This window comes from Paenibacillus sp. J2R1T-4 (genome assembly GCF_059692235.1).
This window is the reverse complement of record NZ_JCAUBA010000012.1, coordinates 101,628-114,540: the sequence shown is the minus strand read 5'-3', so window position 1 is coordinate 114,540 and position 12,913 is coordinate 101,628. Positions and strand designations below refer to the sequence as shown.

Genomic DNA, 12,913 nt, shown 5'->3' with positions numbered 1-12,913 from the left:
TCATGGAAAATGAAAAATGTGACTTGATACACCCAAACGGTGTCAAGGAAAAGAAACTGGAAGTAATTGATGGCTGCACGATTAAGTACCACGCAAACGGAAAAACAATATGGTCAAAGGGAAAAATAATTGATGATAAGCCGGACGGCTACTGGGAATGGTATCGTCCCGATGGAACCATAAAGCGTTCAGGATATTTTGACATGGGCGAGCCTGTTGGTGAATGGGTCACCTATGACAGCAAAGGCAATAAACACAAAACTACCATTCGTGATAAAGAATAAAATGAGAGGGTAGATTCTATTGCTTGCGAAATGCGACGAACAGACCGACTTCCTTGGTTATCTGAACAGCACCTTCCTCTCTTATGGTTTCGTTCAGCATAGCCTCTAATTTGGACAAGCGGCTGTCGGTCAAATTTTCCCGGCCGCCGGGCGTTGTTCGAATGTATGCGATAAGCGGCTTGGCATCCGTCACTTGTAAAAAATCCTCATAACGTTGTAAACCAATATCTACGAAACCAGCAGCATCCAGTTGGTCTTCTCCGTTCTCCAAGCCGAATTCGCAGGCGAAATCCTGACGACCCAAATCATAGTTTGGATTCAACTCGCTTAGGAGGCCTTTTACTTCTTTCATATGGCTCGTGCCCATCGTCGATGCGAACAGTACGCCTCCGGGCTTAAGAACACGTCGGATTTCTTTCAAAGATTGGTGGCGCTCACTTACATGATAAAGCATATGATTGGCCAAAACTGCATCGAAGCTTGCGTCCGGAAAAGGAATCGAACGTGCATCAGCCGGTGTGAAGCGAAATCGGTCAGGAGGCACGCAAAGTTCGAGCCGCTCCTTTGCATCATTCAGCATTCCTTCAGACAGGTCGGTCAGCGTAACGTCCCAATCAGCCGGTATCCGGTCCGCATTGCGCTGCCACAAAGTCCCATCCCCGCAGCCCAACTCAAGGATTGTACTTCGTTCAGGCATAATCAAGCGATCGAACAGCCAATGATGCCACTTGTACGGGTTTGCACTGAATTCGTCATGCAGACGAATCCTCGTTTGAAGATTGAATGCGTTCTCGTATTCCTGATTCACGATGCGGATGATGGAGGCGAACAGTTCCCATGCAGGACTGCTTTCACTGTCCCCTGCTGTCAGACCCTGATTTTCTTCCTCCCCATTCTCCAAACTTTCCAGCAACGAAAGCGTCTCCTTCACCGTTTTTTGGACAAGGCGAAGATGTTCCATTTTCTGACCGATAATCGTGCTCTGGACTCTTAAGGATTCCTTTAGATCCAGCTCGCCCTCGTCCCTGTGAATGATTCTACTGATCTCGTCGATAGTCAGACCGATATATTTAAGCGTCAATATTCTTTGGAGTCGGGCCAAATCCTGCTTTGTGTAATACCGGTGCCCCGAACTCGTTCTGTGACTCGGATTTAAAAGCCCAACCTTATCGTAGAAGCGTACTGTACGTATCGTTACGCCCGCCTTATCCGCAAATTGTCCTGCGGTCATCCAATCTCCGTTTCGCAACTGCATTATATTGACCCCCGTTGGCTATCACTCTTGCTTACAAGCTTAGAGCCAGTATATTAGATGACCTTACGTCATCTGCAAGTTTTTTTAGAAAAACAAAAACCTCTCCGCGAATGGATGGAAAGGTTTGTGAGTGCTTATCATTATTCTACTGCGTTTGTTTAAAATGGTCATTTTATTTTTCGGGTTCCTATCCTAATTCTGCTCGTTGCCGTACTGGACAGTTTAAACACTAAATTCTAGTGGAAGCTCAGAAACAAATCCAAAATGGTGGGCAATGATCTGTACAATGCGTTTGGAAGCATGTCCGTCTCCAAAAGGATTTACGGCATTTGACATGATATTATAAAAATTCATATCGGTGAGAAGTCTAGTCGTTACGGCATGGATCGCCCCCTCTTCAGTCCCCGCAAGGTAAACAGCATTAGCAGTAACAGCTTCGGGTCGTTCTGTTGTATCGCGCATTAGAACAAGAGGTTTGTTAAATACGGGTGTTTCTTCCTGAAGACCTCCAGAATCACTTAGTATGAGAAATGAACGGGACAATAAATTGATCATATCAGGATAATCTATTGGATCAAGCAAATGGATTCGGTCATGCCCTGAAAGTATTTTATGTGCTGTTTTACGAACAATTGGACTTAAATGAATGGGATAAATTACTGATATATCTGGATTTTCGTCCGTAATACGTCGTATCGCACTAAACATTTGGATCATGGGTGGTCCATAATTTTCTTTCCGATGAGCTGTCATTGTAATGATTCTGCTCTTTTGTTTTACAATGTGATTTAGTCTAGCTTCGTTAAATACGTAATCAGAGCGATTTGTCAAAATTGCTGCATCAACTGCAGTTTGTCCCGTGATATAAATATCTTTTTCACTGTAACCTTCTCTAATTAAGTTGTCTTTACTATTAGATGTGGGTGCAAACAAAAAATCTGAAACCACATCAACGATTCTTCTATTAATCTCTTCTGGCCAAGGTGAGTATTTGTTGTGTGAACGTAATCCTGCCTCAATATGCCCGACAGGTATTTTATGAAAAAATGCAACCATCCCCCCACACACTGCTGTTTGAGTATCTCCGTGAATTAATATTAGATCTGGACGTTCTTCGGAAATGACTTTATCTAACCCAGTAATTGCCGCAGACGTAATATAGGCAAGAGTTTGGTTTACTTTCATGAGGCATAAGTCGACATCTGGATGTATATCAAAATGAGAGAGCGCTTGATGGAGTTGCTCCCTATGTTGCCCTGTAACAACAACTTTCGTTTCAAACCATTCCGGATGTTTTTTTAATTCTTGGACCACTGGGCACATTTTTGTTGCCTCAGGACGGGTGCCGAAAATCACCATTACTTTTTTACGATTTTTTGGAAAACTGGTCATTGCATAACCTTCCCTCTTCTTTAGTTTGTGCTACAGGGTAAGTGTAGGGCATGACGTTACGTCATATGCAAGGGCAAAAGCACTGCATCGATAACCGATGCCTACGTCAACGTTTGGAACCGCCACGCCCGCCCGTTAAATAATTAAAAAGGAGCCGCCACAAGGCGACTCCAGCACTATCGTTTATATTCTTAGGCAATACTCATTTGCCTTTTATACGGCTGCCTAACACCGTTCCTCATCTTCATCAAGCAGTTCCGCACCAGCCCCGTTGATAAGGTCGATTCCATTCACCACGTTGATCGGGGGTGCTACCGGGTCAACCGGAGTGCCCTCTTCTGCTACCGGACTGTAGTCTGTATCGGTTATCTCACCGTCTTCTGTCCCCGAGTTTTCGGACGGCTCTTTGTTCGCATCATGATACCCATCCATGCGATCCTCTCTACTTACATTAATATCCCCGGAATCAGACTCATTCCCGAATACAGCCTGTAAAGCAGGCATAGCTTGGTCGTTTGGCGTAAGACCGTCGAATATGGCTAGTCTCTTTTTACCCTTAACTCCACTATTGTTCTCGTTCTTCATATCGGGTAACCTCCTTAAATAAACGAGCATACATATATTTACCCTGATATCGAGAATGCCAAACTTTATTCCCCCCCAATGAGCTCTTCTCTCTTTATTGAAAAAAGTTGAGATCCCATATTACTAATGATTTACAGTTGAAGCTATCCTGTGATACTATTGATAAAATTTTCAATGGGAGGCGTCATGAACAATATACTAGCTGTTGTTTTGGATTTAGACGGAACGCTGTTGAATACCCGGCGTGAGGTTTCCCCGCGAAACCTTCGCGCTGTATTGGACTGTCACAAAAACGGGATTCAAATCATTATTGCTACTGCAAGGCCTTCGCGGTCGGTGCGAATGCTGCTGCCGGAAGCACTTCTGCAATTAGGCTGCATGATTTACTATAACGGCGCCCATACCGTGGACTCTTCGTACCAAATGGAGGACCATATGCTGATTGACCATGAAACTGTCACTGATCTTTATGACGCCATTACCGCCCGAAGTGGTGGGCTTCTAGTTTGCTTTGAAGTGCAGGACACCATGTTCAGTGATCGTTCCTTGGCTTCGGAGCATTTTGATATTCTCGGCATGCCTTCAGACGCTCCGGTTCCTACGGTACTGTCCAGAGAAGAAATTAGCCGTCTATGTCCTTCAAAGCTGCTGTTTCCCAATGTGCAAAATATTTACTCAGAGCTGAATAGCAGCTTCTCGCACCGGGTTAAGTTAATTCTAACAGATGGAAGCAGGCTGGTTCAGATTATGAACTCTTCCGTATCCAAAGCGGGTGCATTGGGACAGGTTTTAAGCCGAAGAGGACTTCATCCCGATCAGGTGATGGTTTTCGGGGATGATTATAATGACCTGGAGCTGTTTGATCTTTGCGGGTATCCGGTGGCAATGGGGAACGCTATTAATGAATTGAAGATTAAAGCCGCTCGAATAACGGAGACAAATGACGATGACGGCGTAGCGGTTGTACTTGAAGAGTTATTTCATATTTAGCGGAGCAAAGGGCTACCACGTGGTAACCCCTTCGTTATTGCAATCGTTCCTCGTTATTGCAATAGCTGGTACAAATGTGCTCAATCAATCATGTTCAAAATTTCTTTGGCAGTCATCCACCTCGCTCACTTTATCGTATACGCTGGGATTAAGCGCAATCTCGCACCTCCCTTACTTGCCGGGATTGATCCGAAGTACGGACGTGACTTGATTGAATTCCATCAGGGTATCGCCCTCTCTTAACCCCAACTGCCTTGCAGTCTTAGGGGTAACTTGGATGAACGGTTCAATAAATATGTCTCTTCCCCGTAAAATTTGGAGTGTTTTATTGTTTAATCCGTGCTTCAACAAAAGTCGTTCACCGATGATCCCGAGCGTAACACGGCCAATGGCAGATACAAAGAGCTGGTCGTCCCGAATCGTAATGACGGTAGGGTTAGGGGATTCTCTATCTTCAACAACTTGCGTGCCAACCGCCAAGAGAAGTCTCGCTCTTGTGACCGGCTTTCGGAAAAAGCGCATCGCTCTGGTTACCGTATCGAACTCCACGCGGTAGCGTTGATCGTTCCTTAGATTAAGCTGCTGCGCAACGTTGCGTCCCACATCGATAGAGTGCTCGATACATTCTCCACCCTCCTCCTGCGTTAAGTTTACTTTGGCAGACCTATTTCTTCTCCTCAATGTAACGGGTCCAGATGTAATAGAGGTTAACGGTGTTTGTGGAGCTCCCCCACATTCGACTAGAAGACTTACGTTATTGGTTACTCTGCGGAGTACAGTAACGTCTAATATACCCTTCAGAATCATGTCCCGATCACATCCTTGTCATGAAGTCTGAATTATTATATGTGGCGAAACATGTCTAGGTATGGGCATCAGCAAATCTAAGCCAAGACTGCTTTCGTACCGGCTCCATACAAATAACCCAATCGAAGAACCTCGTTGGTCTGATAGATGCCCTCGCTAATGAGGTTAAAGAGTATGAGATAATCAAATCGAAAACAAAACATCACACCACCCTTCCATCATCCATACAATGAAATAAGCTAGGAGAAAACGTGTGAAGGGGCTATCCATATGTCATTTGAAACGACTTTAAGGTCAAATATCATGAAAGCGGCAAAAGACATGAGTCAAGGAGGAACAAGATTTGCAACCTATAGAACATCACGATGCAACTTAAAATACTGGCATTTAACAAATCAAGGAGGATTTCTTCTAAGGAAAGGGGTGACTCCAGCCGCTGGAATCAGGGATATTTTCATTAATGGTAAAAAATACGCGTTTGAATGCGCAGTTGCTATTGTCATCCTATTATACAAGGCAGTGCTAGACACCATAGGAAAGGAACAGTTCAACACCCTCTTCCCTAATTTGTTATTGTTCAGTTGGCATAATGACAGTGATTTAGGCATTACCCACCGTAAAGGCGGCAGCGCTTATGCTCTTCCAGGTGATGTTCTATATTTTAAGAATCCCGATGTAAATCCCGATAAGATGGAATGGCAAGGGGAGAATGTCATCAAGATGGGGGATGATTTGTATTATGGTCATGGTCTTGGTATTAAAACATCGGAAGGTATGATTAAGGCATTGAATCGCCATAGACGCGCAAACGCTAACGAATCGGCATATTTGAAAGACCAAGTTTCTTTCCCGGATTACCAATATTTATCCCAGTTCGCTCCAGCTGAAATACGCCGATTTGAAGCTTGGTAAGACAAAGGAGCAACAGCTTCTACTCATAAACGTAACCCAAATGGGATTTTATGTGAAAGGGTCAGCGAAAAATAAAACGTATATATTGTTGCCGTGAAGCATTAGTGCCGCTACTTCAGCAAAGAAAAAGGATCGTCTGACTGCACGGCAGCCGGCGATCCTTTGTTTAAGTATCTTTTCCGTTAGCGTAGCCAGGCATTAATAAAAATGAAATGTGAACTGCCCACCAAATCCTTTGCGATTATGAGCATATGTTTGGGTCGTAAATCGATTATGCACATATGTTTGGGTCGTATGCTCGCGACACAAACATATGTGCATAAAAATAAAAAAACCCAATTTACGGGGAACCAATTTATAATCACAATATTGCTCTCCTATTCCTGTTTTGAAATATTCATTAATCTATTTTGACCTTAAATTCAAAAGCCATAACTATTCTGCTATGCCCAATAGTTCAACAGGCTGCAAAGCGCGATCGCGAATCGGAAGAACGTTATCGTCGTGCTGTCCAGCATCGTAGAGGCTGCTTTGACCAATATGCCCAAAAAAGCTCCGAGACGTAGCTATCAATAGTAACAGGTAACTCACCGATGACACTCCTTCATCTTTGCTTTTGCAGCTTTATCTTCTTAGCCTACTTTTATGATTTGTCATAAAAATTGCACCCCTAAGATCGGAAATTTTGGGAGTCGCTTTAATTGCAAAATTATATTACCCGATTTTGTACGTTTGTACAGACCTCCAATTTTGGACGACATATATTAAAATGATGAAATGGAGGTGTTTATCTCTTGTCTAATAAAGAAGAATATTATAAAGAAAAGTACCAACATATTAGAGGAAGGTACAGGTTTTATAAAGAAAAGTACCGAAAGTTATCCGATAAATGCCATCATTGTAACAGAGAATGTTGTTGTTGCATCAATGGCCAAAAAGGAGCGACAGGAGCAGCAGGACCAAATGGAGCAACAGGCGAAGCAGGCGAAGCAGGTCCTAGAGGTGCTACCGGTGCTACAGGGGCAACAGGGGCAACTGGAGCACCGGGCGCTGCAGGCGAAGCAGGTACTATAGGTGCTACTGGCCCAAAGGGTGAGACCGGTGCAACAGGGGCAAAGGGTGATACTGGTGCTACCGGGGCAACCGGTGCTACTGGCGCTACAGGGGCAACCGGTACTTCCGGTGCTACAGGGGCAACCGGCGCTACTGGTGCTACCGGTGAAACCGGTGCTACAGGGGCAACCGGCGCTACTGGTGCTACCGGTGAAACCGGTGCTACAGGGGCAACCGGTGCCACAGGAGCTACTGGTGAAACCGGTGCTACGGGCGCTACCGGTGAAACCGGTGATACAGGGGCAACCGGCGCTACTGGTGCTACTGGTGCTACTGGTGCTACTGGTGCTACTGGTGCTACCGGTGAAACCGGTGCTACAGGGGCAACCGGTGCCACAGGAGCTACTGGTGAAACCGGTGCTACGGGCGCTACCGGTGAAACCGGTGCTACAGGGGCAACCGGCGCTACTGGTGCTACCGGTGAAACCGGTGCCACAGGAGCTACTGGTGAAACCGGTGCTACTGGCGCTACTGGTGAAACCGGTGCTACTGGCGCTACAGGGGCAACCGGTGCTACTGGCGCTACGGGCGCAACTGGCGCTACCGGTGAAACTGGTGTTACGGGAGCTACGGGAGCTACGGGAGCGACAGGAACCTTTTCCCAAGCCTATTTCTTTGTAGTTGCCACCGGAACCCAATCGGTTGCTGCAGGTGACGAAGTAGATTTTGACACAGCGATTAAATCAATACCCACTGGAGCATTCGTCTTCACAGGGACCGCTGCAACTCCTAGTGAAACTATAACTGTGAATATAGCAGGCGACTATGCATACGAATATGGAGTTCTTATACAGGGAGCCGAACAAGCGGCATATGTATTAGTTCGAAACGGTACAGAGCTAACCAATGAATCTCAATTCGGAATTCGAAATCAAGCTAATAATGATGATTTAGTCACAGGCCAGGGGATCATTGGTATTCCAACTGGTGCAACAATTCAACTTAGGAATACTGGTGACGCCGACACTCTAGCTACATTGGAAGATGGTAGAACTGTCATTAACTCCTATATCACCCTTATAAGACTCGGGGACTTTACCGGTTAATAAGTGTCAATAAGGAGCAGAAGATTAAATAAACAAAACAAAGGGCATGCGAATTCGTACTCATATCGCATGCTCTTTGTTTATTTCTTCAAAATTGTCATAAGATAATTTTTATTGTGCAATATTTGCGACTTATTGGGTTGGTAGGAACGAGCGATTTCGTTATGCTCCCAGGCGGCTTCATGATGCCCTAAACGGTCGTAGCATACACATAATTGCAAATGAGGGAGCCATGTCCAACAAGCTTCATTCAACAGTCCCCAGCTTTGGTCCGGTTTTTCCAATTGTGTGGCAAGTTTATACCAAAATATAGCCGTATGATGCTTCTTCTCTTGAAGAAAATGGTAACCAAGTCTGCAACAAAATTCAGCTCGTGGAGTATCGTATTCAAAAGATTTTAAGGCGAATTCAATTTCTTTTTCTTTGTCCCCTAATGTATTATAGCAGTCAGCTATTTTCCCGCAAGCAGAAATCACATCTTCAACCCAGCCCTGATTGGTATCTAAAAACTTCAAATAAAATTCGATCGCTTTCTCATAAAACCCGTGCTCATGCAATTCTTTGGCATAATAATAAAGATCTCTGGGTGAAAATAGCTCACCTTTGGCCAAACGTTTTTCGTATATCATAAGATTGCGGTCATATGTGTCTTGACGTTGTTTTATATGGGTAATGGCAACATTACTGTTATATATAATTCCGTGAACTTCCAAGTACTCGTGAACAGCCCCATGCCATCGGAAGTTTCTAACCCTTCTAACAAGTCTATTTCGTCGAAGTTTCATCATAGGTTTTCCCGATTCGTCGAACGCAAGGTGATAGTTCATAGTGACTGAATCAATGGAAGGGTCAAATGCACTTTTTAATTTTAATAATTTTTGGAGGTCTTCTTCTAAAAGCACATCATCCGCATCCAGCCACATGAGGTAATCCATCGTTGCATGGCTGAATGCAAAATTGCGAGCAGCGGCAAAATCATCAATCCATTCGAAATCGTAGATTTTAGCAGAATATTGTCGAACTATTTCTTTGGTGCGATCTGTAGAACCGGTATCGACAATGATGATTTCATCTACGGCATCTTTTACTGTGTCCAGACATCTCGCGATCGTTTCTTCTTCATTTTTTAAGATCATACACAGGCTGATGGTGATTCTTGACAGAAGTGCAGAGGGAAGGTCAAATCCCCACTTTTGAAATGCTTTGATTTTATTTTCGTGCAGCAGCTGCGCAAGATTAATTCCAGGCGTGTTGTTAAAAGTGGCATGACCGACATGATGGATAAAAGAATCAAGGGCAATCATAAGAACATAGTCTCTGTTCACAGCTCGGAAGCATAAATCGTCATCTTCGTAGTTTCCAATACCAAATCGTTCATCGAATAATCCAATATCGTCGAGCACCTTTTTTTTAACTAATAAGCAAAAACCAACCAAACGATGAACTCGTCTGGTAAGTCCCGCATGTTGACTGCAATATTCCTGTGCAAAGTTATGAAGTCCAATGGTGTCCTGATAAGTAACCGGGATTTTCTGATGGCCGCTTACATAGTTCGTAACAGGACCTACCATTCCCACTTTTTCATCACTGTAAAGTGCGCGCAGCATATTCTTAAACCAATGCTCAGTTACCACTGTATCATTATTTAGAAATAGAACATTATCTCCTGTCGAAATGGCTACTCCTTGGTTGCAACCCTTTGCAAACCCAAGATTTTCCTTGTTATAAATCTTTTTCACATCAGCTTGCTGCTCAAGGTAACTCACTGTTCCATCGGTCGAGTTATTATCAACAACAATTAATTCATATGGTTCCGGTGTGTATTTTCTTATACTATCCAGGCACTGTGTCGTTAACTCCAATTGATTATGGGTCAAGATAATGATGCTGGTTTTTATTCTCGACACCCACCTTTCCTAGAGTCTTGCTTCATTAAGCATTACATCAAAAGGTCTATGCGTTTGCTGTTATTTTATAAATCACGGATATGATCAGACTCCGCTTTTGAACCAGAACAATAACCCATTTATTATTTTCGCCCCTGCTAGACAGGTATCCAATATTACCCATCGATCGTGAGGAGTCAGTTTCCGTCGGGCTTCCCAGGCGGAGCGAGATTTTCGTCAATCCATTCACTCCTTTCACGATTACACCTTATTCGTTAGAAAAGCGAAATGTTTGTAAGTTGGGCACTCTCGGTAACGCCAGAAGAAAAAAGCCAAAGCCTGGATCAGCCCGAGCTTTCGCATTTAATAAACGTGTTTCATCAATAAATTTAGATTTAACTAAACTACCCATTAGTGGAGAAGACCGCCGATCTGACTAATCGGCGGCCTTCTCTTGATGTTTATTGAGCAAACGTTCCCCGTCACTTGATACCCACCCTTTAATTGTCATATATTCAGACGAATTCCTTTTTAGAGAGGTTCAATCTTTATCCCTGCACAATAAGAATAAGCAACCTTACGGGAATGGCGGGTATCCGAACTCAATACCAAGTTATTTTTCAAAATTTACGCTTCCGAATCCATGAGACCGATGAATTCCCGGATCGGCTGTCGTCTATATAAACGAAGGCATAAATGAACACAAACTAATTTGACGAAGAGGTGTTTTGAAAATGGCATTAACGTCCGCATTCACGAGCTTCAATCTGCCTGTAAAAAACGTAGAACAATCGAAAGCGTTCTTCACCGGACTCGGATTCGAGCTCAACCCGCAATTCCCCGAGAACGAGAATTCGGTAGCCATCGTGATCGGCGACAACCTGCAGGTCATGCTGATCAATCAAGCATTCTTTAATACGCTCACGGAGAAGGAATCCGTCGATACGAGCAAGTATGCGCAGATGACGATCGCATTGGCCTTCGAGAGCCGGGAAAAGGTCGATGAAATCGTGAATACCGCGGTCTCCTTGGGCGGGAAATTGCACGCTGAACCTGAAGATCATGGGTTCATGTATCATTGGGGCTTCGTGGACTTGGACGGCCATCTGTGGGCCATTAACTACATGAACATGGATGCGGCACAAGGTTAAGGCTAACGGAGAGCACGCTCGTACTAGGGTTCAAAAAGAAAGACGCCGGGCATCTTCCCCGGCGTCTTCTTCGCGATGATTAGTTTTGTTCGGTATAGGCTTTGAAATTGTCCATGATCGCTTGCCAGCCTGCTTGCTGGAACTCGACGGGATTGGAGCTTTCCGCGTCGAACGTTTCAATGACCTTCGTCTCATTCCCTTGATCGACGAAAGCAATATTCAAAGCCCATGCTGCCATCCTTCGCTTCCATCCGTGTCAGAAACTTGCCGCCGACCCGCAGATCGTTTTTGGCTCTCGGCGCATGCCAGTCCTCGGACGCTTGATTCCACTTCGTGATGTGATCCGGCTCGGTCCAATAGCGCCATACCTTCTCGACAGGGGCTTGAATGACGGCTTGCACGGTTACTTTCGTCGGTTGACTCGTTAATTTAAATAGACACCTCTCTCATGATATTCGTCCTTTGGTTATTCTCAATGATATAGACGTAAGCCAATGACGAAATTCATTGGTCAATTCGCTCAGGCAGCCCAAATCGCGAAAATAATGGCGTATGAATGAAGTTTTGAACGTGCAGGATTTGATTTTCTTTGGTTTCGATGACGTGGATGCCCCAGGGTACCAGGCCAGAGCCCTCTTTGCCCGGCATATACTGGGCCAACGCCGGATAACCGCCATTCACCGTAATGGGCACAAATCGCGAACCTTCGCAATGCCAGCGAGTAAGCGAATAGAAGGCGGACAAATCTTCCTTGCCGCGGATCCACATCTCGAAGGGCGGCATCGACATGCAGCCTTCCTCGTGGAACAACGCGACGAGCGCAGCAATATCGAATTGCTCGAAGGCCTCCACATACCGGGACAGCAGCTGCTGCTCCGGTTGAACGTCCATGCTGCTGAGCTCATCCGAGCGAAGCTGCGCCCGGTCCATCGTCTCTCGGGCTCTTTGCAAGGCGCTGTTCACCGCTGCCGGCGACATCGCCAACGTTTCCGCGATCTGCTTGGAGGACCATTCAAATACATCCTTCAAAATGAGTACCGCGCGCTGCCGCGGAGGCAAGGTCTGCAGGAGAGCGATGAAGCACAGTTGAAGGGTATCTCTGCGGATGAGCCGATCCTCCGGATTGCCCCCAAAGTCGGGAGACGGCCAGATCCAGGCAGAGTCCGGCAGCGTGTCGCGCGGCTCGACGATGGCGACGGCCGGATCGAACAGGTCAACGGGAAGCGCGCGGCGTTTGGATTGTCTCAGCTTGTCCAAGCACAGGTTGGAGGCAATCCGATAGACCCAAGTTTTGAACGAGGAATCCTGTCTGAACGTGCTCCAGCTCTGCCAGACCCGAATACTCGTCTCCTGAACGGCATCATCCGCATCGTCCATGGAGCCTAGCATTCGGTAACAGAACGAGGTTAAGCCCGGCTTCAAGCTTGCAAATAATGGTTCGTCAAATGCGGTCTCGTTCATCGTGGCCTCCCTTAACGATCTCCCCGAAGGG

At 45.4% G+C, this 12,913-nt stretch carries 12 protein-coding genes and 1 pseudogene; 5 read left to right on the top strand and 8 right to left on the bottom strand.

Translation table 11 applies throughout. The annotated features are described in order from the left end of the window. Positions 1 to 2 precede the first annotated feature (2 nt). Positions 3 to 284 carry a toxin-antitoxin system YwqK family antitoxin gene (locus tag AC58QD_RS20000; RefSeq protein ID WP_497336508.1) on the top strand — a complete coding sequence of 94 codons (282 nt, stop codon included), beginning with the start codon at positions 3 to 5 and terminating at the stop codon, positions 282 to 284. Positions 285 to 300: 16 nt separating this feature from the next. Here AC58QD_RS20000 and AC58QD_RS19995 read toward each other — a convergent pair whose 3' ends face one another. From AC58QD_RS19995 to AC58QD_RS19985, 3 genes are all read right to left on the bottom strand, one after another. Further along, positions 301 to 1,539, bottom strand: a complete 1,239-nt coding sequence (locus AC58QD_RS19995) for a MerR family transcriptional regulator (protein ID WP_497336506.1) — start codon at positions 1,537 to 1,539, stop codon at positions 301 to 303. Positions 1,540 to 1,761: 222 nt separating this feature from the next. Then, positions 1,762 to 2,931: a non-hydrolyzing UDP-N-acetylglucosamine 2-epimerase gene (wecB, locus tag AC58QD_RS19990; RefSeq protein ID WP_497336504.1), complete on the bottom strand. Its 1,170-nt coding sequence runs from the start codon at positions 2,929 to 2,931 to the stop codon at positions 1,762 to 1,764. A 225-nt stretch (positions 2,932 to 3,156) separates the two neighbouring features. After that, the gene (locus AC58QD_RS19985; protein ID WP_497336502.1) at positions 3,157 to 3,516 is read right to left on the bottom strand and encodes a hypothetical protein; all 360 of its coding nucleotides are present in this window, start codon (positions 3,514 to 3,516) and stop codon (positions 3,157 to 3,159) included. 186 nt (positions 3,517 to 3,702) lie between these two features. Between AC58QD_RS19985 and AC58QD_RS19980 the strand changes: the two genes are divergently transcribed. After that, on the top strand, positions 3,703 to 4,506 hold the full coding sequence (locus AC58QD_RS19980; protein WP_497336500.1) for an HAD family hydrolase: 804 nt from the start codon (positions 3,703 to 3,705) through the stop codon (positions 4,504 to 4,506). Positions 4,507 to 4,677: 171 nt separating this feature from the next. Here AC58QD_RS19980 and AC58QD_RS19975 read toward each other — a convergent pair whose 3' ends face one another. After that, positions 4,678 to 5,313 (bottom strand): hypothetical protein, encoded by a 636-nt coding sequence (locus AC58QD_RS19975; protein ID WP_497336498.1) that lies wholly within the window; start codon positions 5,311 to 5,313, stop codon positions 4,678 to 4,680. A gap of 270 nt (positions 5,314 to 5,583) precedes the next feature. On the opposite strand from AC58QD_RS19975, the gene tgl reads away from it, so the two are divergent. Next, entirely contained in the window at positions 5,584 to 6,225 is a 642-nt protein-coding gene (tgl, locus tag AC58QD_RS19970) for a spore coat transglutaminase TGL (protein WP_497336496.1), read from the top strand. A 435-nt stretch (positions 6,226 to 6,660) separates the two neighbouring features. Here tgl and AC58QD_RS19965 read toward each other — a convergent pair whose 3' ends face one another. Continuing rightward, on the bottom strand, positions 6,661 to 6,816 hold the full coding sequence (locus AC58QD_RS19965) for a hypothetical protein (protein ID WP_497336494.1): 156 nt from the start codon (positions 6,814 to 6,816) through the stop codon (positions 6,661 to 6,663). 203 nt (positions 6,817 to 7,019) lie between these two features. Here AC58QD_RS19965 and AC58QD_RS19960 point away from each other — a divergent pair, with 203 nt between their 5' ends. After that, positions 7,020 to 8,384, top strand: coding sequence for a hypothetical protein (locus AC58QD_RS19960; protein WP_497336492.1), 1,365 nt, complete (start codon positions 7,020 to 7,022; stop codon positions 8,382 to 8,384). 80 nt (positions 8,385 to 8,464) lie between these two features. Here AC58QD_RS19960 and AC58QD_RS19955 read toward each other — a convergent pair whose 3' ends face one another. Continuing rightward, positions 8,465 to 10,291, bottom strand: a complete 1,827-nt coding sequence (locus AC58QD_RS19955) for a glycosyltransferase (protein WP_497336490.1) — start codon at positions 10,289 to 10,291, stop codon at positions 8,465 to 8,467. Positions 10,292 to 11,004: 713 nt separating this feature from the next. Between AC58QD_RS19955 and AC58QD_RS19950 the strand changes: the two genes are divergently transcribed. After that, positions 11,005 to 11,421, top strand: coding sequence for a VOC family protein (locus AC58QD_RS19950; RefSeq protein ID WP_007729208.1), 417 nt, complete (start codon positions 11,005 to 11,007; stop codon positions 11,419 to 11,421). Positions 11,422 to 11,500: 79 nt separating this feature from the next. Here AC58QD_RS19950 and AC58QD_RS19945 read toward each other — a convergent pair. Together AC58QD_RS19945 and AC58QD_RS19940 are read right to left on the bottom strand one after the other, a co-directional pair. Then, positions 11,501 to 11,822: pseudogene (locus tag AC58QD_RS19945) on the bottom strand (SRPBCC domain-containing protein). Between the two features lie 103 nt (positions 11,823 to 11,925). Continuing rightward, positions 11,926 to 12,882: a sigma-70 family RNA polymerase sigma factor gene (locus tag AC58QD_RS19940; RefSeq protein ID WP_339371163.1), complete on the bottom strand. Its 957-nt coding sequence runs from the start codon at positions 12,880 to 12,882 to the stop codon at positions 11,926 to 11,928. Between the last annotated feature and the right edge of the window lie 31 nt (positions 12,883 to 12,913).